20 protein-coding genes are annotated in these 17,100 nt (G+C 67.6%); 18 read left to right on the top strand and 2 right to left on the bottom strand.

Annotation, left to right across the window (positions count from 1 at the left end; genetic code table 11):
- Window positions 1-167: 167 nt before the first annotated feature.
- The 17 genes from PARHAE_RS10885 to cysE all read left to right on the top strand — a co-directional run bounded on the left by PARHAE_RS10885 (window position 168) and on the right by cysE (window position 13,956).
- Window positions 168-1,352 (top strand): phage portal protein, encoded by a 1,185-nt coding sequence (locus PARHAE_RS10885; protein ID WP_126154636.1) that lies wholly within the window; start codon window positions 168-170, stop codon window positions 1,350-1,352.
- Between the two features lie 4 nt (window positions 1,353-1,356).
- Window positions 1,357-1,590, top strand: coding sequence for a GTA head formation protein, RCAP_rcc01685 family (locus PARHAE_RS10880; RefSeq protein WP_126154635.1), 234 nt, complete (start codon window positions 1,357-1,359; stop codon window positions 1,588-1,590).
- 3 nt (window positions 1,591-1,593) lie between these two features.
- Window positions 1,594-2,121 (top strand): HK97 family phage prohead protease, encoded by a 528-nt coding sequence (locus tag PARHAE_RS10875; RefSeq protein WP_126154634.1) that lies wholly within the window; start codon window positions 1,594-1,596, stop codon window positions 2,119-2,121.
- A 104-nt stretch (window positions 2,122-2,225) separates the two neighbouring features.
- Entirely contained in the window at window positions 2,226-3,389 is a 1,164-nt protein-coding gene (locus PARHAE_RS10870; protein WP_126154633.1) for a phage major capsid protein, read from the top strand.
- Window positions 3,390-3,577: 188 nt separating this feature from the next.
- Window positions 3,578-4,195: a head-tail connector protein gene (locus tag PARHAE_RS10865; protein WP_126154632.1), complete on the top strand. Its 618-nt coding sequence runs from the start codon at window positions 3,578-3,580 to the stop codon at window positions 4,193-4,195.
- A complete protein-coding gene (locus PARHAE_RS10860; protein ID WP_126154631.1) occupies window positions 4,192-4,530 on the top strand; it encodes a head-tail adaptor protein in 339 nt (112 codons plus the stop codon). The genes PARHAE_RS10865 and PARHAE_RS10860 overlap by 4 nt, the downstream gene beginning before the upstream one ends.
- Window positions 4,527-4,946, top strand: coding sequence for a DUF3168 domain-containing protein (locus PARHAE_RS10855; protein WP_126154630.1), 420 nt, complete (start codon window positions 4,527-4,529; stop codon window positions 4,944-4,946). The genes PARHAE_RS10860 and PARHAE_RS10855 overlap by 4 nt, the downstream gene beginning before the upstream one ends.
- 12 nt (window positions 4,947-4,958) lie before the next feature.
- Window positions 4,959-5,372 (top strand): phage major tail protein, TP901-1 family, encoded by a 414-nt coding sequence (locus PARHAE_RS10850; protein ID WP_126154629.1) that lies wholly within the window; start codon window positions 4,959-4,961, stop codon window positions 5,370-5,372.
- Complete coding sequence (locus tag PARHAE_RS10845; protein ID WP_126154628.1) at window positions 5,372-5,686, top strand: gene transfer agent family protein; 315 nt, start codon at window positions 5,372-5,374, stop codon at window positions 5,684-5,686. Before PARHAE_RS10850 ends, PARHAE_RS10845 begins: the two co-directional genes overlap by 1 nt.
- Window positions 5,683-5,886, top strand: coding sequence for a rcc01693 family protein (locus tag PARHAE_RS10840; RefSeq protein WP_126154627.1), 204 nt, complete (start codon window positions 5,683-5,685; stop codon window positions 5,884-5,886). The genes PARHAE_RS10845 and PARHAE_RS10840 overlap by 4 nt, the downstream gene beginning before the upstream one ends.
- Window positions 5,887-5,898: 12 nt before the next feature.
- Window positions 5,899-6,555 carry a phage tail tape measure protein gene (locus PARHAE_RS10835; RefSeq protein ID WP_126154626.1) on the top strand — a complete coding sequence of 219 codons (657 nt, stop codon included), beginning with the start codon at window positions 5,899-5,901 and terminating at the stop codon, window positions 6,553-6,555.
- A gap of 13 nt (window positions 6,556-6,568) precedes the next feature.
- The gene (locus PARHAE_RS10830) at window positions 6,569-7,201 is read left to right on the top strand and encodes a DUF2460 domain-containing protein (RefSeq protein WP_126154625.1); all 633 of its coding nucleotides are present in this window, start codon (window positions 6,569-6,571) and stop codon (window positions 7,199-7,201) included.
- Window positions 7,198-8,031, top strand: coding sequence for a DUF2163 domain-containing protein (locus PARHAE_RS10825; RefSeq protein WP_126154624.1), 834 nt, complete (start codon window positions 7,198-7,200; stop codon window positions 8,029-8,031). Before PARHAE_RS10830 ends, PARHAE_RS10825 begins: the two co-directional genes overlap by 4 nt.
- Window positions 8,024-8,452, top strand: a complete 429-nt coding sequence (locus PARHAE_RS10820; RefSeq protein WP_126154623.1) for an NlpC/P60 family protein — start codon at window positions 8,024-8,026, stop codon at window positions 8,450-8,452. Before PARHAE_RS10825 ends, PARHAE_RS10820 begins: the two co-directional genes overlap by 8 nt.
- Before the next feature lie 21 nt (window positions 8,453-8,473).
- On the top strand, window positions 8,474-12,358 hold the full coding sequence (locus PARHAE_RS10815; RefSeq protein ID WP_126154622.1) for a baseplate multidomain protein megatron: 3,885 nt from the start codon (window positions 8,474-8,476) through the stop codon (window positions 12,356-12,358).
- The gene (locus PARHAE_RS10810; protein ID WP_126154621.1) at window positions 12,348-13,058 is read left to right on the top strand and encodes a DUF2793 domain-containing protein; all 711 of its coding nucleotides are present in this window, start codon (window positions 12,348-12,350) and stop codon (window positions 13,056-13,058) included. The genes PARHAE_RS10815 and PARHAE_RS10810 overlap by 11 nt, the downstream gene beginning before the upstream one ends.
- A gap of 73 nt (window positions 13,059-13,131) precedes the next feature.
- A complete protein-coding gene (cysE, locus tag PARHAE_RS10805) occupies window positions 13,132-13,956 on the top strand; it encodes a serine O-acetyltransferase (RefSeq protein WP_206436933.1) in 825 nt (274 codons plus the stop codon).
- Here cysE and PARHAE_RS10800 read toward each other — a convergent pair.
- Together PARHAE_RS10800 and PARHAE_RS10795 are read right to left on the bottom strand one after the other, a co-directional pair.
- Entirely contained in the window at window positions 13,947-15,011 is a 1,065-nt protein-coding gene (locus tag PARHAE_RS10800; protein WP_126154619.1) for a quinone-dependent dihydroorotate dehydrogenase, read from the bottom strand. The genes cysE and PARHAE_RS10800 overlap by 10 nt on opposite strands.
- Window positions 15,008-15,343, bottom strand: coding sequence for a DUF952 domain-containing protein (locus tag PARHAE_RS10795; RefSeq protein WP_126154618.1), 336 nt, complete (start codon window positions 15,341-15,343; stop codon window positions 15,008-15,010). Before PARHAE_RS10795 ends, PARHAE_RS10800 begins: the two co-directional genes overlap by 4 nt.
- Window positions 15,344-15,466: 123 nt before the next feature.
- On the opposite strand from PARHAE_RS10795, the gene PARHAE_RS10790 reads away from it, so the two are divergent.
- The gene (locus PARHAE_RS10790; protein WP_126154617.1) at window positions 15,467-17,068 is read left to right on the top strand and encodes a bifunctional metallophosphatase/5'-nucleotidase; all 1,602 of its coding nucleotides are present in this window, start codon (window positions 15,467-15,469) and stop codon (window positions 17,066-17,068) included.
- The last annotated feature ends 32 nt before the right edge of the window (window positions 17,069-17,100 follow it).

Below are 17,100 nucleotides of genomic sequence, written 5' to 3'. Positions count from 1 at the left end.
GCCGGGGGCGCTTCGCCCCCAGCCTGCCGACGGGGCGGCAGGCGTTCGCCGCTGAAAAAGGTCCGCTGGACCTTTTTCCGGGCGCGGCTCACCCCAGAGGATATTTGGACCAAGGCAAAGGGGCTGTCCTGCGGGGCGGCCCCTTTTTCGTGGCAAGGAGGCAAGAGATGGCGTTTCGATTGTTTTCGCGGGCGGAGAAGCAGGCTCCTGCGCTGGAAAGAAAGGCCAGTGCGACCGGCCGGGTGGTGGCGCTTGCCAGCGGCGCGGGGCGCGCGGTCTGGTCGTCACGGGACACGGCCAGCCTGACGCGCGGCGGATTTGTCGGCAACCCGGTCGGCTTTCGCTGCGTCAAGCTGATCGCCGAGGCGGCGGCGGCGGTGCCGGTGGTCTGCGAGGACCGCGACCGTCGTTACGAGGTGCATCCGGTTTTGGACCTGCTGCGGCGGCCCAATCCGGGGCAGGGCCGGGCCGAGCTGTTCGAGGCGCTGTTTGGGCAGATGCTGCTGTCCGGGAACGGCTATGTCGAGGCGGCGGGCCTGGGCGCGCAGGGCCTGCCCGAGGAGCTGCATGTCCTGCGGTCGGACCGGATGAGCATCGTTCCGGGGGCGGATGGCTGGCCGGTGGCCTATGATTATGCGGTCGGCGGGCGCAAGCACCGCTTCGACATGACCGGCAGTCCCGATCCGATCTGCCACGTCAAGTCCTTCCATCCGCAGGACGACCATTACGGGCTGTCGCCGATGCAGGCGGCAGCGGTGGCGCTGGATGTCCACAACAGCGCCTCGGCTTGGTCCAAGGCGCTGCTGGACAATGCGGCGCGGCCCAGCGGCGCGATCGTCTATAAGGGGATCGACGGGCAGGGGGTGCTGTCGCCCGAGCAATACGACCGCCTGGTGGGCGAGATCGAGATGAACCACCAGGGCGCGCGCAATGCGGGGCGTCCCATGCTGCTTGAAGGGGGCTTGGACTGGAAGCCGATGGGGTTCAGCCCCAGCGACATGGAGTTTCACGAAACCAAGCTGTCGGCAGCGCGGGAAATCGCGCTGGCCTTCGGGGTGCCGCCGATGCTGCTGGGGATCCCCGGCGACGCGACATATGCGAACTATGCCGAGGCGCATCGGGCCTTCTATCGCCTGACGGTGCTGCCCTTGGCGACGCGGGTCACGGCCTCGGTCGCTTGGTGGCTGTCCGAGCATCTGGGCGCGGAAATCGCTCTGCGCCCCGATCCCGACCGCATCCCGGCGCTGGCCGAGGAGCGCGACCAGCAATGGGCCAGGATCGGCGCGGCGACCTTCCTGACGGATGCGGAAAAGCGGGCGCTTCTGGGTCTGCCGCCGCTGGCCGGGGCGTGATCCCATGGAGGGGTCGCGTTTCGTGAAGGATGGCTTCGGCTGGCACGATCAGCGCTTCGAGGCGCAGGAGCGGATCATGGCGCTGCAATTCGGCACCATGGAAAAGCGGCTGGAGCGGATCGAGGCGCTGATCGAGGGGCTGGAGCGGCGGCTGTGGATGACCGTCTATGGCGTCGTCGCGGTGATCCTGACGCAGGCGGTGCAGGGCATTTTGGAATACGCGCCGAAAGGAGGCTGACGGATGGTTCCGGGACTTGAGGTGAAATTCGCGGGCGGTGCGCCGGTCCTGTCGGACGGGCAGGTGATCGAGGGCTATGCCAGCCTGTTCGGCCTGACCGACCAGGGGGGCGACGCGGTGGCGCCGGGGGCTTTTGCGGCGTCGCTGGCGCGGCTGGCGGCCAAGGGCGACAAGGTGCGGATGCTGTGGCAGCACGATCCGGCCAAGCCCATCGGCGTGTGGGAGGAGATCCGCGAGGACGAGACGGGCCTGTGGGTCAAGGGCCGCCTGCTGTCCGAGGTGGCCCAGGCCCGAGAGGCGGCGGCGCTGATCCAGGCGGGCGCCATCGACGGGCTGTCGATCGGCTATCGCACCATCCGCGCCGAGCGCGACAAGCAGGGCCGCCGCGTGCTGGCCGAGGTCGAGTTGTGGGAAGTGTCGCTCGTGACCTTCCCGATGCTGCCCGAGGCCAAGGTGGGCCGCAAGGAGGCGGACGACCTGCGCGAGGTGGCGGCGCTGTTCGCGGCGGCCGCCGAGGCGCTGCGGGTTTGAGGTTTCGGGGTGGGGTTCAGCCCTCGCCCCACGGGTTTGGGCCGCTTCGGCGGTTCGAAAACAGGGGCAGGTCGGCCCCGATCATCGCGATGAGGAGACAGACCATGACCGAGGTGAAAGCCGCGGATGGCGGCGGCACGGCCGCCGACCTGAAGGGGGCCATGATGGGGTTCGTCAGCGAACTCAGGGGCTTTCGTGACGACATTCAGAAGAAGTTCACTGCACAGGAAGAACGCATGACCATGCTTGATCGCAAGACCGCCCTTCGCGGCCGCACCCCCCTGTCCACCACTGCCGAGGTCGAGGTGCCGCATCAGAAGGCGTTCAACGCCTATCTGCGCAGCGGCGACGATGACGGGCTGCGCGGTCTGGTCATCGAGGAAAAGGGCCTGACGGTCGCCAGCGACGGCGGCTTCCTGGCCGCGCCGCAGGTGGCCGAGACGGTGCAGAACGTGCTGCGTTCGGGCGCGTCGCTGCGCAAGCTGGCCAATGTGGTGACCATCGAATCCGCCAGCTATGAAGTGCTGGTCGAAAAGGGCGAGACGGGCGCGGGCTGGGCGGATGAGGAAGCGGCGGCCGAGACCACGCCGGGCGGCATCGACCGCATCTCGATCCCGCTGCACGAGCTGTCGGCCATGCCGAAGGCCAGCCAGCGTCTGCTGGACGACGGCGCCTTCGATGTCGAGGCCTGGCTGGCCGAACGCATCGCCGACAAGTTCGCCCGGTCCGAGGCTGCGGCCTTCGTCATCGGCGATGGCGTGTCCAAGCCCAAGGGCATCCTGTCCTATCCGACCGCGCCCACTGCCACGGCGGGCGACGGCACCATCGGCATCGTCGAGACCGGCGCCATGGGCGGGTTCGATCCGGCGGCCCCGGCGGACGCGCTGATCGACCTGATCTATGCGCTGGGGGCCGAATATCGGGTCAATGCCAGCTTCGTCATGAACTCGAAAACCGCCGCCGCCATCCGCAAGATGAAGGATGCCGACGGCCGGTTCCTGTGGACCGATGCGTTGGCCGCCGGTCAGGCCCCGCAGCTGCTGGGCTATCCTGTGCTGATCAGCGAGGACATGCCCGATATCGGCGCGGATGCGCTGGCCATCGCCTTCGGCGACTTCCGCGCCGCCTATACCATCGTCGAACGTCCCGACCTGCGCGTGCTGCGCGACCCCTTCAGCGCCAAGCCGCATGTGCTGTTCTATGCGACCAAGCGCGTGGGCGGCGGCGTGACCGATTTCCGCGCCGTCAAGCTGTTGCAGTTCGCCTGATCCCGGATCGAGGGATCAGGTGAGGGAAAGACCGCGCACGGGTCGCTGGCCATGCCGGTTTGCAACTGTCCGCGCGCGCTGATGGCCGACGCGCGGGCGCGGTCTTTCCCACTTGATGCGACGGCAAGGCCCGGACGGGCCTTGTCCCGATGGATGACGAGCGGACAGCAAGACGGGAGGTTCGCGAGATGATGCTGATCGAGGAAACGGCGCCCGAAGCCGAGGCGCTGCCTGTCGCGGCGCTGCGCGAGCATTTGCGACTTGGAACGGGCTTCGAGATTGCGGATGACACGGCCGAGGATGTGGCCCTGGCGGGGTTCCTGCGCGCGGCGATCGCCACGATCGAGGCGCGCACGGGCAAGGTGCTGCTGACCCGGCGCTTTCGGATGCAGCTGGACGACTGGCGCGACCGGCTGGGCCAGACCCTGCCGCTGGCGCCGGTGATCGCGGTCGACAAGATCGAAATCGACGACGGGATGGGCACCGTGACCGAGGTGCCGGCCGAAAACTGGCGGCTGCTGCCGCATGGACAGCGGCCGATGATCCTGCCCGCGGGGGTGATCCTGCCGCATGTGCCGCGCCGGGGCATGGTCAGCGTGACCTTTACCGCAGGCTTCGGCGATTCCTGGACGAAGGTTCCGGCGGATCTGGCGCAGGCGGTGGTGATGCTGGCGGCGCGGTATTACGAGGACCGCAGCCATGACGGTGCCAAGGGCGCGATGCCATTCGGCGTCAGCGCGCTGATCGAACGCTGGCGGCAGGTCCGCACCCTGGCCGGTCGCGGCAGCCGCGAGGCGCGGCGATGAACGGGCCGAACCTGAACGTGCGGCTGGAGCTGGAAGGCTCGGTCCGGCAGGACGACGGGATGGGCGGTTATCGCACCGTCTGGCAGCGGATCGGATCGCTGTGGGCCGAGATGAAGGCCGGGGCCGGGCAGGAGCGCGGCGCCGAGGTCGGGCCTGAAAGCGTCGTGTCGTGGCGGATCACCGTGCGGGGCGCCCGCGCGGGCGATCCCCGGCGCCCGATGGCGGGCCAGCGGCTGCGGATGGGCAGCCGCCTGTTCGCAGTCGAGGCGGTCGCCGAACGCGACTCCACCGGCCATTGGCTGACATGTTTCGCCCGCGAGGAGGACCAGACATGAGCTTTGCGGCAAGCGTCGCCCTGCAAGGGGCGGTCTATCAGCATCTGCGCGCCGACACCGCGCTGAACGACCTGGTCGGGGATGCGATCTTCGACGCGATGCCGGTCGAGTCGCCTGCGGGGGTTTTCGTCTCGCTTGGTCCCGAGGATGTGCGGGATGCGGGCGACATGACGGCGGCCGCGTCGCAGCACGATTTCGTCGTCTCGGTCCTGTCGGGCGCGGATCAGGGCGGGGGCTTCGCGGCGGTCAAGGCCGCTGCCGTGGCGGTGGCCGATGCCCTGGACCAGGCGCAGCTGGCGCTGAGCCGGGGACGGCTGACGGGCTTGTGGTTCCAACGCGCCAGGGCGCGGCGGATTGAAAAAGGCGCGGCGCGGCGGGTCGATCTGACCTTTCGCGCGCGCATTGACCTGGGCTGAGGAGTAAGGGCCATGGCGGCACAGAATGGACGCGATCTGCTGATCAAGATGGACATGACCGGGGACGGAGCGTTCGAGACGATTGCCGGGCTGCGCGCATCCCGCCTGTCGTTCAATGCCGAGACGGTCGATGTGACCAATCTGGAAAGCGAAGGCGGCTGGCGCGAACTGCTGGGCGGGGCAGGGGTGCGCAGCGCCTCGATTTCCGGGTCGGGGGTGTTTCGCGATGCCGATACCGACGGGCGCGCGCGGCAGATCTTCTTCGACGGAGAGGTGCCGCGCTTTCAGGTGGTGATCCCGGATTTCGGCACGGTCGAGGGGCCGTTCCAGCTGACCGCGCTGGAATATGCGGGCAGCTATAACGGTGAGGCGACCTATGAGGTGACGATGGCCTCGGCCGGTGTGCTGACCTTCGTGGCGCTGTGATGGCGAACCCGATGCGCGGAGAGGTCGAGGTCGTGCTGGACGGCACCGCCCATGTCGCCCGGCTGACCCTGGGCGCCTTGGCCGAGTTGGAGCATGACTTGGGCGCCGACAGCCTGATGGAGATCGCCGGGCGGTTCGAGGCGGGCCGCTTCAGCAGCCGCGACGTATTGGCGGTGCTGGTGGCGGGGCTGCGCGGCGGCGGCTGGCGCGGCACGGCGACGGACCTGCTGACGGTCGAGATCGACGGCGGGCCGGTCGCGGCGGGGCGCGCCGCCGCCGAATTGCTGGCGCGGGCGTTTCGGATCGCCGCATGAGCGGGGGGCTGGACTGGCCGGGCCTGATGCGGGTCGGGATGCGCGGGCTGGGCTTGCGCCCGGATCAGTTCTGGGCGCTGACGCCTGCCGAACTGGCGCTGATGCTGGGGGTCGAGGCAGGGCCGCCCGTCATGACGCGGGACCGGCTGGCGGAACTGGCCGCGCGCTTTCCCGACAGGCCGCGCGAAACATCTGGATAAGGGGCAGGGGCTATGGCCAACAAGGATGGGTTCAGCACGACGCTGGACGACCTGGATCAGGGATTCGGCCAGACCAGCCGCATGACCGCCGCCTTCGAGGCGGAGCTGGACCGGCTGCGGCAGTCGGTGACGGTCACCGCGCGCGAGGTCGGATCGCTGAGTTCGGGGATCGAGGGCGGCCTGCGGCGCGCCTTCGACGGCCTGATCTTCGACGGCGAAAAGCTGTCCGAGTCGCTGAAGGGCATCGGTCGGTCGATCGCGGACACGGTGTTCTCGATGGCGATGAAGCCGGTCGAGAATGCGTTGGCCGGATCGCTCGCGCAGGGAATCGGCGGGATGCTGTCCGGCGCCATGCCCTTTGCCAATGGCGGGGCCTTCGTTCAGGGCCGGGTGATGCCCTTTGCCAAGGGCGGCGTGGTCAGCCAGCCCACGCATTTCCCGATGCGTGGCGCCACCGGCCTGATGGGCGAGGCCGGCCCCGAGGCGATCATGCCGCTGCGCCGGGGTGCCGATGGCAGGCTGGGCGTGGCTGCGGCCGGGGGCGGATCGCGGCCGATGAACGTGACGGTGAACGTCACCACGCCGGATGTCGCGGGCTTCCAGCGCAGCCAATCCCAGATCGCCGCGCAACTGGGCCGCGTCCTGGCGCGTGGCGAGCGCAACAGTTGAAACAGGGACCGACATGGCATTTCACGAGGTAAGATTTCCGGCGAACCTGTCCTTCGGTTCGGTCGGCGGGCCTAAACGGCGCACCGAGATCGTTGCCCTTGCCAACGGGTTCGAGGAGCGCAACACCCCCTGGGCGCATGCCCGCCGCCGCTATGACGCGGGCATGGGACTGCGGTCCCTGGACGACCTGTCCGCCCTGGTCGCCTTCTTCGAGGCGCGGGCGGGCCAGTTGCACGGCTTTCGCTGGAAGGACTGGACGGATTACAAAAGCTGCCTGCCGTCGCGCGCCCCAGCCTTTGATGATCAGGTCATCGCGCAGGGCGACGGCGTGACGGGGGTCTTTCAACTGGCCAAGACCTATATCTCGGGACCGGGCCGCTATACCCGGCCGATCGGCAAGCCGGTCAAGGACACTGTTCGCGCAGGGGTCGGTGGAAACGAGGTCTTCCCCGACACGCATTACCAGGTCGATCACGCCGCCGGCCTGATCACCTTTACCGACGCGCCCGAGCCGGGTGCCCCCGTCACGGCCGGCTTTGAATTCGATGTGCCGGTGCGGTTCGATACCGACCGGATCGCGGTTTCGGTCGCGTCCTTCCAGGCGGGCGAGATGCCGTCCATTCCGGTGATCGAGGTGCGGGTATGACGGTGACGACAAGGGCGCGCGCCTGGATGGTGCGCCGCGCGGACGGAATGGTGCTGGGTTTCACCGACCATGATGCGACGTTGACCTTTGACGGGATCCGGTTCCGGCCCGACCATGGCATGTCGGCCCGTGCCTTGGTCCAGGCCACCGGGCTGTCGGTCGACAACTCGGAAGCGGAAGGGGCGCTGTCCGACGACGCGATCACGGAACGGGACGTTCTTGCGGGCCGCTGGGACGGCGCCGAGGTCAGGATGTGGGAGGTGGACTGGACCGACGTGTCCGCCCGGCGGCTGGTGTTTGCGGGCAGCCTGGGGGAAATCGCACGATCCCAGGGCGCGTTCCGGGCAGAGCTTCGGGGTCTGTCGGAACCGCTGAACGCCGCACGGGGGCGGGTGTTTCATCCGCGCTGCTCGGCCCGGCTGGGGGACGGGCGCTGCAAGCTGGCGCTGACAGGGGAAACCTTTGCCATCCAGACAGAGGTTGCGGACATCAAGGATGGGCGTATCCTGCGCTTCGCGGACTTTCCGGCCTATGATGCTGGCTGGTTCGAACGCGGCAGCCTGCTGGTCCTGACCGGCAGCGCCGAGGGGCTGAGCGCCACGGTCAAGAACGACACCGCGCTGCCGAACGGCAGGCGAGAGATCGAGCTGTGGCAGGGTCTGGGCATCGCGCCGGTTGCCGGGGACCGGATCAGGCTTGTCGCCGGTTGCGACAAGCGGGCCGCGACGTGCCTGAACAAGTTCAACAACTTCGTCAACTTTCGCGGCTTTCCTCATCTTCCGTCCGAAGACTGGATCATGGCGCCGCAAGCGGGGTCGCGTCGTGGTTGAGGATGTCGTGACGGTGGCAAGGGCCTGGATCGGCACGCCCTATCAGCACCAGGCCAGCACTCGGGGCGTCGCCTGCGACTGCCTGGGCCTGATCCGGGGCATCTGGCGCGACCGTTTGGGCACCGAACCCGAGGCTCCGCCCCCCTATACCCCCGACTGGGGCGAGGGCGGCGGGCAAGAGGTTCTGATGGCGGCCGCGCTGCGCCATCTGGTGCCCGTCCCGCGCGAGGATGCGATGCGGGCGGGCGACGTGCTGCTGTTTCGGATGCGCGAAGGGGCGGTCGCCAAGCACCTGGGCATCCTGTCCGACGCGGGCGAGGCACCGCGCTTCATTCATGCCTATAACGCGCATGGCGTCATCGACAGCCCGTTGACGACGCCCTGGCGGAACCGGATCGCGGCCCGGTTCCGCTTTCCCTGATTTCAAGACAAGGAGGCCATCATGGCGACCATCGTGCTGTCCGCCGTAGGGGCGTCGATTGGCGGAAGCTTCGGCGGCGCGGTTCTGGGCCTGTCGGGCGCCGTCATCGGCCGCGCGGTCGGCGCGACGGTCGGCCGGGTCATCGACCAGCGGCTGCTGGGCAGCGGGTCCAAGGCCGTGGAAACCGGCCGCATCGACCGCCTGCGCCTGCAAACCGCAGGGGAGGGCGCACCAATCCCGCGGATCTGGGGACAGATGCGGCTGCCGGGCCATGTCATCTGGGCTTCGCCCTTGGAGGAGATCGCGCGGTCCGAGGATGCGGGCGGCGGCAAGGGGACGCCGCGGTCGACCGTCACGCAGATCAGCTATCGCCTGTCGGTGGCGCTGGCGCTGTGCGAAGGGCGGATCCTGGGGGTGGGCCGCGTCTGGGCAGATGGCGAGGAGATCTCGGCCAACGACCTGAACATGCGGGTCTATAACGGCGACGAAAACCAGCGTCCCGACCCCGCCATCGCCGCGCATGAAGGCGATCTGGCGCCTGCCTATCGAGGGTTGGCCTATGTGGTGCTGGAGGATCTGAACCTGGAAGCCTGGGGCAACCGGATGCCCCAGCTGAGTTTCGAGGTCACGTCCCCCGCGCAGGACGGCAGCGGTCTGTGCCGCGACGTGCGCGCGATCGCGCTGATCCCCGGCACCGGCGAATATTCGCTGGCGACGACGCCGGTCAATCAGGATCTGGGCTTGGGCGAACTGCGATCGACCAACGTGAACACGCCCATGGGGGGGACCGATTTCGCCGCCTCGATGACCATCCTGGGGCGCGAGTTGCCGAATGTCGGGTCGGTGTCGTTGGTCGTGTCCTGGTTTGGCAGCGACCTGCGGATCGGCCGCTGCACGGTTCAGCCCAAGGTCGAGCAGAGGGAAACCGACGGCTCCGAGATGCCCTGGACCGTGGCCGGTATCGGCCGGTCCGCGGCGGCGCAGGTCGCGCGGGTGAAGGACCGCCCGATCTATGGCGGGACGCCTGCGGATCAGGCTGTCGTCGAGGGGCTGCGCGCAATCGCCGCGTCGGGGCGGAAGGCGGTTTTCTATCCCTTCATCCTGATGGAGCAGCTTGCAGGCAACGGCCTGGCCGATCCCTATGGCGCGAGTGAACAGCCGGTCATGCCCTGGCGCGGGCGGATCACCACGTCGACGGCGCCGGGTCGAGCCGGCTCGACCGATGGCACGGCTGCGGCCAAGGCCGAGGTCGATGCGTTCTTCGGCAAGGCCGCAGTCGGCGATTTCGCACGCGATGGCGACAAGGTTCGCTACACCGGGCCGGATGAATGGTCTTATCGCCGGTTCATCCTGCATTACGCCCATCTGTGCGCGGCAGCGGGGGGGATCGATGCGTTCCTGATCGGGTCCGAGATGGTCGGCATGACCCAGATCCGCGGCGCGGGGAACAGCTATCCCGCTGTCCAGCAGCTGTGCCGTCTGGCCCAGGACGTTCGTGCGATCCTGGGTCCGACGGTCAAGATCGGCTATGCTGCCGACTGGTCGGAATATTTCGGCCATCATCCGGGCAACGGAGAGCTTTTCTTCCACCTGGACCCCCTGTGGGCGCATCCCGAGATCGACTTCATCGGCATCGACAACTACATGCCGCTGTCCGATTGGCGCGATGACGAGGATCATCTGGACGCGCATTGGGGTCGCATCGGCAATCCCGCCTATCTGGAGTCCAATGTCTGCGGCGGCGAGGGATACGACTGGTATTACGCCAGCGATGCCGACCGCGATGCACAGCGGCGCACGCCGATCACCGATGGTGCCCATGACGAGGCATGGGTCTGGAAATACAAGGATTTGGCAAGCTGGTGGCAGAACCTGCACTATGACCGCCCGAATGGCGTGCGGTCGCGGCAGGCGACCGGATGGGTGCCGGGATCGAAGCCGATCTGGTTCACCGAATACGGCTGCGCGGCCCTGGACAAGGCCACCAACCAGCCGAACAAGTTCCTGGACGCCATGAGTTCGGAAAGCACGCTGCCGCATTACTCGAACGGGCAGCGCGACGATGCGATCCAGGCCGCCTATGTCCAGGCGGTCACGTCCTATTGGTCGAAGCCAGCGAACAATCCGCCTAGGGAAGGCGGTGGGCGCATGGTGGTTCTGGACCGGGCGCATGTCTGGTGCTGGGACGCGCGGCCCTATCCGGCATTCCCGGCGCGAACCGACCTGTGGTCCGACGGTCCCGCATGGGAGCGCGGCCACTGGCTGAATGGTCGCGCGGGGTCGGTGATGCTGGCGGCGGTCATCGCGGATATCTGCCGCGAGGCGGGTGTCGTCAATTTCGATGTCAGCGGCGTCACGGGTGTGGTGCGTGGCTTTCACGTCAATGGCGGGGAAACCTCGCGCGCGGCCTTGCAGCCGATCCTGCTTGCCCATGGCATCGACGCGGTGGAACGCGACGGCTGCCTGTGTTTCCTGCCCAGGGACGGGCGGGTCAAGCGGGATCTGGGGCAGCAGCATCTGGCGACAGGCGATGAGGTGCGGGGGTTCGAAACCGTGCGCCTGGCCCAGGCGGAACTGACCGGGCGGCTGCGGGTGACGCATGTGGAGGCCGGAGGCGATTACACCACCGCCACGACCGAGGCCAGTTTGGCCGACACCCTGGGCGACACGGCCAGCGACAGCGAATTCCCCATGTCGCTGACGCGTGCCGAGGGCCGTGCCATTGCCGAACGCTGGCTGGCGGAATCGGTGGTGTCACGGGATACGGCGCGACTTGTTCTGCCACCGTCGCAAGGGGATCTGGGGCCGGGCGATGTCATCCGCATGGATGACGGAAAGGCCGAACCCAAACGCTGGCGGATCGACCGGGTCGAGCGTGCCGGGGCGGTGACGGTCGATGCCGTCCGGGTCGAGCCGGGCGTCTATCGCCCGGCCGTCACCAACGAGGATGACGGCATCGTCACCCGTTACAGCCCGCCGCTGCCGGTGTGGTCGCTGTTTCTGGATCTGCCGCTGCTCAAGGGCGACGAACAGCCGCACGCCCCCTATCTGGCGGCGACCGCCAAGCCCTGGCCGGGTTCGGTGGTCGCCTATGCGTCGGTCGAAAGCGACGGAGGGTTCGAGTTGAACACCACATTGTCGCGGCGCGCCTTCATCGGCCGGACGGAAAATGCGTTGGGCCGCGCCCGGTCCGGCGTCATGGATCGCGGCGCGCCCCTGCGCATCCGGCTGAAGGATGCGTCGCTGCGGTCGATTGGCCAGAAGGCACTGCTGGCTGGTGCGAATGCGGTGGCTATCGGAGACGGGTCATTGGAGAATTGGGAGGTATTCCAGTTCGCCAAGGCCGTTCCCGTGGAAAAGGATGTCTGGGAGATCAGCGACAGGCTGCGCGGCCAGGCCGGGACCGACGGCATCATGCCCGAGGTCTGGCCCAAGGGCAGCGTGGTCGTGCTGCTGGACGGTGCGGCGCAACAGGTGAATCTGCCGCCCTCGGCCAGGGGGCAGGAGCGGTTCTGGCGCATCGGCCCGGCCCGGCGGGCCTTCGACGATCCCAGCTATCGCGGCCAGATGACCGAGGCGCGCGGAATAGGCTTGCGGCCCTATGCGCCCTGTCATCTGCGCGCCTCGGGCCGCACGCTGTCCTGGATCCGCCGCAGCCGTGTGGAGGGGGATGGATGGGACGGCGCCGACATTCCCCTGGGCGAGGTTCGCGAACGTTATCGCGTCCGTATCTTGCGGGACGGCATCGTCCTGCATCAGGCGGATGTCGGCCTGCCGGAATATGCCGTGCCCGAACAGGTCTGGACCGCAGCCCTCCAAGGCGGCGCCTTTGTCGTCGCAGTCGCCCAACTGTCCGACCAGTTCGGGCCGGGCCCCTTTGTCAGGAGGATTTTCAATGACAACTGAAACGAGGCGTCTTCAACTGCCGCTGCTGCAATCGGCCCAGGCGCAGAAGCATGTAACGGTAAACGAGGCGCTGATGCGCCTGGACGGCCTGACCAACGCCGTCCTGGAAAGCGTTTCGGTGGCGGTCCCGCCGCAAACGGTGATCGACGGTCAGGCCTGGGGTGTGCCGCAGGGCGCGTCCGGCGCCTGGGCGGGGCAGACAGGACGGATCGCGGTGGGCGCGAACGGCGGCTGGGTCTTCGCGCCGCCGTCGCGCGGGATGCGGGCCTTTGTCGCGGATCGCGGGGTCGAGGCCGTCTTTGACGGCCAAGGCTGGTTCATGGGCGCCGCGACCTTTGGCAGCATGGGTTCGGGGCTGGCCTTTGGCATGGCCCAGGGCGAGGTGACCGTCGGCAGTGGCACGACCTTCAACACCGGCATCGCCATGCCGGCGGGCGCCATGGTGGTTGGCGCGGTCGCCAAGGTCACTCAAGCCCTGACCGGCGGGCTGACGACCTGGCGGCTGGGCACGGCTGACTCGAACAACCGCTTCGGTCAGGGCTTGGGCAAGGCCGCCGGATCATGGGCGCGCGGAATGCTGGGCGCGCCGATGACCTATTACAGCGGCGCGACCCTGCTGATGACGGGTGAGGGCGGGGGATTTACCGGCGGAAAGGTAAAGCTGGCGGTTCACTGGCTGGACCTGCGGTTGCCGGACTGAGACCCGTCCCTTTTCCCGACCGCCTGTTCGCGCTAAGAAGGGCCAAGAACTGGCCTGGACCCGTGACATGAACATGCAAAGCAGCACCAAGAAGAACCTGGGCCTTGATCCCGATGCGATCTGGGCGCAGTTGCGGGACGAGGCGCGTGCGGCGGTTCGCGACGAGCCGCTGCTGGGATCGCTGATCCATGCGGGCCTGCTGCATCACGACAGCCTGGAAGCCGCCTTGGCCTATCGCTTTTCCCTGAAGCTGGCCAGCGGCGAGATGAGCGAGCAGATCCTGCGCGAAATCGCCGACCAGGCCTATCGCATGTCGCCCGCACTGGGGGATGCGGCGCGGGCCGACCTGATGGCGGTCTATGACCGCGATCCGGCGACGCATCGGCTGTTGCAGCCGGTCCTTTTCTTCAAAGGCTTCCAGGCGCTGCAAGCCTATCGCATGGCGCATTGGCTGTGGCAGGAAGGGCGCTGCGACATGGCCTATTTCGTGCAGATGCGCTGTTCGGAATGCTTCGGCGTGGACATTCACCCGGCGGCGGTCATCGGCACGGGTGTCATGATCGACCATGCCCATTCCATCGTGATCGGCGAAACCGCGACGGTCGGCAACGACGTGTCGATGCTGCATTCGGTCACCCTGGGCGGCACCGGCAAGGAGGACGGCAACCGGCATCCCAAGATCGGTGACGGCGTGATGATCGGGGCAGGGGCCAAGGTTCTGGGCAATATCCATGTGGGCCACCATTCCCGGATTGCGGCCGGTTCTGTGGTTCTGCACGAAGTGCCGTCCTGCAAGACCGTCGCCGGGGTTCCCGCCCGTGTGATCGGCGATGCGGGATGTCCCGAGCCGTCGCAGAGCATGAACCAGTTGCTGGGACTGGGCGAGGATTATCTCTGAGCCCAGTCGGTGGCTCCGCTGCCGCGCAGATCCTCCAACGTGACGCCCTGGTCGCGCAGCCGCGTGTCCAGGGCGGTCGCCATCTGCGTCACCAGCGAAAAGCCGTGATAGATCAAGGCCGAATAAATCTGCACGGCACTGGCGCCTGCGCGGATTTTTTCCCACGCGTCGTCCGCCGATGAGATTCCCCCCACTCCGATGATCGGCAGGGCGCCGCCCGTGGCGCGATACAGCCTGGCAAGAACTGCGGTCGAGCGTTCGAACAGCGGGCGTCCTGACAGCCCGCCCGACTGGCCCGAATGCGGGCTTGCAAGGCCCGTGCGCGACAGGGTGGTGTTCGTAGCGATGATGCCGTCGACGCCGCTGTCCAGGGCTACGGCAGCGATGTCGCCGATTTCCCCATTGCTCAGGTCGGGGGCGATCTTCAGGAAGACCGGACGGCGCGAGGGCAGCCGGTCCCTGGCCTCCAGCACTCCGCGAAGCAGCGCGGCCAGGGCATCGGCGCCCTGAAGATCGCGCAGCCGTTCGGTATTGGGCGACGAGACGTTGACGGTCAGGAAATCCGCCGATGCCCCCGCCACGTCCACCACGGCCGCGAAATCCGCCGCCCGGTCGGCGCTGTCCTTGTTCGCCCCGATGTTCAGTCCCACCGGAATGCCCGCAGGGCGCGCCGCCATCCGCGATGCGATTGCCTGCGCGCCATCGTTGTTGAAGCCGAAACGGTTGATGATGGCCCGATCCTCGGGCAGCCGGAACAGGCGCGGCTTGGGATTGCCGGGCTGCGGACGCGGGGTGGCCGCGCCCAGCTCGATGAAGCCGAAGCCCGCCCGCATCAGCGCCGCGACGGCTTTGGCGTTCTTGTCATATCCCGCTGCCAGTCCGATGGGGTTCGGCAGATCCAGCCCTGCCAGCGTGACCCGCAGCCTGTCCGATGTGACGGGCGATCCGGGCAGGGGCACCAGCCCCGACGACAGCGCGCGGATCGAGAGGTCATGCGCGCGTTCCGGGTCCAGCCGGTGCAGCGCGGCCAGGCCGAGTTTTTCCACAAGGTTCATTCCAGCGGTCCCGTCTCGTGGCCGTTGTCGCCGCGTCCGATGACGCGCGACCAGGCGATATCCTGCATCGCCAGCGGGCGATAGAGGTGGGGAAACAAATCCCCGCCGCGCGACGGTTCCCACCGCAGGTCGTCGCCAAGGGCTGCCGGATCGCAGGCCAGCAGGATCAAATCCCCCTCGGACCCGAAATGCTTGGACAATGTGACGGCAAGCTGCGCCGCTGTCGAGAAATGCACGAACCCGTCGGCCAGATCGACTGGCGCGCCCTGGGTGACGCCGGCGGCTTGCAGATCGGTCCATTCGGCCGGGCGGAGAACCTTGTAGATCATCATGCCCGCATTTGCCGCCTGTCCCTGCGCCGGGTCAAGCGGCGGCGATGGCGCATTTGACCCTTTCTGCGCCCTGGGCCAAGCTTCCTTCCGATCCGACCCACCGGAACGAGAAAGGAATCACCTATGCCATTTCGCCTTCTGACCGCCGTTTCGGCCGCGGCGCTTTTCGCGGGCGCGGCCCAGGCGGAGACGGTCCTGCACATCCTGCACACCAACGACCTGCACAGCCGCATCGAGGCGATCAACAAATACGACAGCACCTGCGACGCGCAAACCCTGGAGGCAGGGGAATGCTTCGGAGGCGTCGCGCGGGTGGCGGCAAAGGTCAAGGAACTGCGCGACCAGATCACCGCCGATGGGGGCAAGGTGATCGTGCTGGACGCGGGCGACCAGTATCAGGGATCGCTGTTCTACATGACCTACAAGGGCAAGGATGTCGTCGAATTCATGACCGCCATCGGCTATGACGCGATGGCGGTCGGCAACCATGAATTCGACGACGGTCCCGAGGGCCTTGCGGTGCTGGCGGACGGGGTGGAATTCCCGGTCCTGTCCGGGAACCTGGATCTGTCGCAGTCCAACGTGCTGAAGGGCAAGATCGAGAATGTCGTGACGCTGGACGTCGGCGGGGAAAAGATCGGCATCGTCTCGGCCCTGGCGATGGATACGCCGGAAACGGCGTCCCCCGGTCCCAATGTGATCTTCCAGGACGATATCGAAAGCCTCAAGGCCGATGTGCAGGAACTGACCGACCAGGGGGTGAACAAGATCATCGCCCTGACCCATGTCGGCTATCTGCGCGACCAGGAATTCGCCAGGCAGGTGCCGGGCCTGGACGCCATCGTCGGCGGGCATTCCCATACGCTGCTGGGTGACATGGAAGGGGCCGAGGGGCCCTATCCCACCATGGTCGAAGGGCCTGACGGGGCCGAGGTTCCGATCGCGACCGCCTATGCCTATTCGAAATACCTGGGCCACCTGACCCTGACCTTCGACGAGGACGGCACCCTGACCAAGGCCGAGGGGCAGCCGATCCTGCTGGACAACTCGGTCCCCGAGGACGAGGCAATCGCCGCGCGGGTCAAGGAGATGGCCGCCCCCATCGAGGAACTGCGCCAGAAGGTCGTGGCCGAGGCCGCGGCGCCCATCGACGGCGACCGCGCCAGTTGCCGTGTCCGCGAATGCGAGATGGGCAACCTGGTCGCCGATGCGATGCTGGATCGCGTCAAGGACCAGGGCATTACCCTGGCTATCGCCAATGGCGGCGGCCTGCGGGCCTCGATCGACCAAGGGCCGGTCACGATGGGAGAGGTCTATACCGTCCTGCCGTTCCAGAACACGCTGGCGACCTTCCAGTTGAAGGGCGCGGATGTGATCGCGGCCCTGGAAAACGGCGCCAGCCAGTACGAGGAAGGCGCGGGGCGCTTTGCCCAGGTGGCGGGGCTGAAATACACCGTCGATCCGGCGGCCGAACCGGGCAGCCGGATCAGCGAGGTGATGGTGATGAAGGACGGGGCCTGGGCGCCCATCGATTCGGGCGCGACCTATGGCGTGGTGTCGAACAACTACATGCGTTCGGGCGGCGACGGTTACGAGGTGTTCGAGACCAAGGCGCAGAACGCCTATGATTTCGGTCCCGACCTGGCCGATGTGGTGGCCGCCTATCTGGGCGCGCAGGAGGGGGCCTACAAGCCTGCACTTGACGGGCGCATCACCGTCAAGTGATGCCCGCCGCCCCCGGCCGGACCGGGGACGTC

The sequence above is a fragment of the Paracoccus haematequi genome, from assembly GCF_900631945.1.
GTDB lineage: Bacteria > Pseudomonadota > Alphaproteobacteria > Rhodobacterales > Rhodobacteraceae > Paracoccus > Paracoccus haematequi_A.
The sequence above is the reverse complement of the archived record's forward strand: the minus strand, read 5'-3'. Positions and strand labels throughout refer to the sequence as shown.

Excerpts from the sequence above, each read along its gene's own strand:
- PARHAE_RS10885 (WP_126154636.1), top strand. The coding sequence starts at position 168 with ATGGCGTTTCGATTGTTTTCGCGGGCGGAGAAGCAGGCTCCTGCGCTG.
- PARHAE_RS10880 (WP_126154635.1), top strand. The coding sequence starts at position 1,357 with ATGGAGGGGTCGCGTTTCGTGAAGGATGGCTTCGGCTGGCACGATCAG.
- PARHAE_RS10875 (WP_126154634.1), top strand. The coding sequence starts at position 1,594 with ATGGTTCCGGGACTTGAGGTGAAATTCGCGGGCGGTGCGCCGGTCCTG.
- PARHAE_RS10870 (WP_126154633.1), top strand. The coding sequence starts at position 2,226 with ATGACCGAGGTGAAAGCCGCGGATGGCGGCGGCACGGCCGCCGACCTG.
- PARHAE_RS10865 (WP_126154632.1), top strand. The coding sequence starts at position 3,578 with ATGATGCTGATCGAGGAAACGGCGCCCGAAGCCGAGGCGCTGCCTGTC.
- PARHAE_RS10860 (WP_126154631.1), top strand. The coding sequence starts at position 4,192 with ATGAACGGGCCGAACCTGAACGTGCGGCTGGAGCTGGAAGGCTCGGTC.
- PARHAE_RS10855 (WP_126154630.1), top strand. The coding sequence starts at position 4,527 with ATGAGCTTTGCGGCAAGCGTCGCCCTGCAAGGGGCGGTCTATCAGCAT.
- PARHAE_RS10850 (WP_126154629.1), top strand. The coding sequence starts at position 4,959 with ATGGCGGCACAGAATGGACGCGATCTGCTGATCAAGATGGACATGACC.
- PARHAE_RS10845 (WP_126154628.1), top strand. The coding sequence starts at position 5,372 with ATGGCGAACCCGATGCGCGGAGAGGTCGAGGTCGTGCTGGACGGCACC.
- PARHAE_RS10840 (WP_126154627.1), top strand. The coding sequence starts at position 5,683 with ATGAGCGGGGGGCTGGACTGGCCGGGCCTGATGCGGGTCGGGATGCGC.
- PARHAE_RS10835 (WP_126154626.1), top strand. The coding sequence starts at position 5,899 with ATGGCCAACAAGGATGGGTTCAGCACGACGCTGGACGACCTGGATCAG.
- PARHAE_RS10830 (WP_126154625.1), top strand. The coding sequence starts at position 6,569 with ATGGCATTTCACGAGGTAAGATTTCCGGCGAACCTGTCCTTCGGTTCG.
- PARHAE_RS10825 (WP_126154624.1), top strand. The coding sequence starts at position 7,198 with ATGACGGTGACGACAAGGGCGCGCGCCTGGATGGTGCGCCGCGCGGAC.
- PARHAE_RS10815 (WP_126154622.1), top strand. The coding sequence starts at position 8,474 with ATGGCGACCATCGTGCTGTCCGCCGTAGGGGCGTCGATTGGCGGAAGC.
- PARHAE_RS10810 (WP_126154621.1), top strand. The coding sequence starts at position 12,348 with ATGACAACTGAAACGAGGCGTCTTCAACTGCCGCTGCTGCAATCGGCC.
- cysE (WP_206436933.1), top strand. The coding sequence starts at position 13,132 with ATGCAAAGCAGCACCAAGAAGAACCTGGGCCTTGATCCCGATGCGATC.
- PARHAE_RS10800 (WP_126154619.1), bottom strand. The coding sequence starts at position 15,011 with ATGAACCTTGTGGAAAAACTCGGCCTGGCCGCGCTGCACCGGCTGGAC.
- PARHAE_RS10795 (WP_126154618.1), bottom strand. The coding sequence starts at position 15,343 with ATGATGATCTACAAGGTTCTCCGCCCGGCCGAATGGACCGATCTGCAA.
- PARHAE_RS10790 (WP_126154617.1), top strand. The coding sequence starts at position 15,467 with ATGCCATTTCGCCTTCTGACCGCCGTTTCGGCCGCGGCGCTTTTCGCG.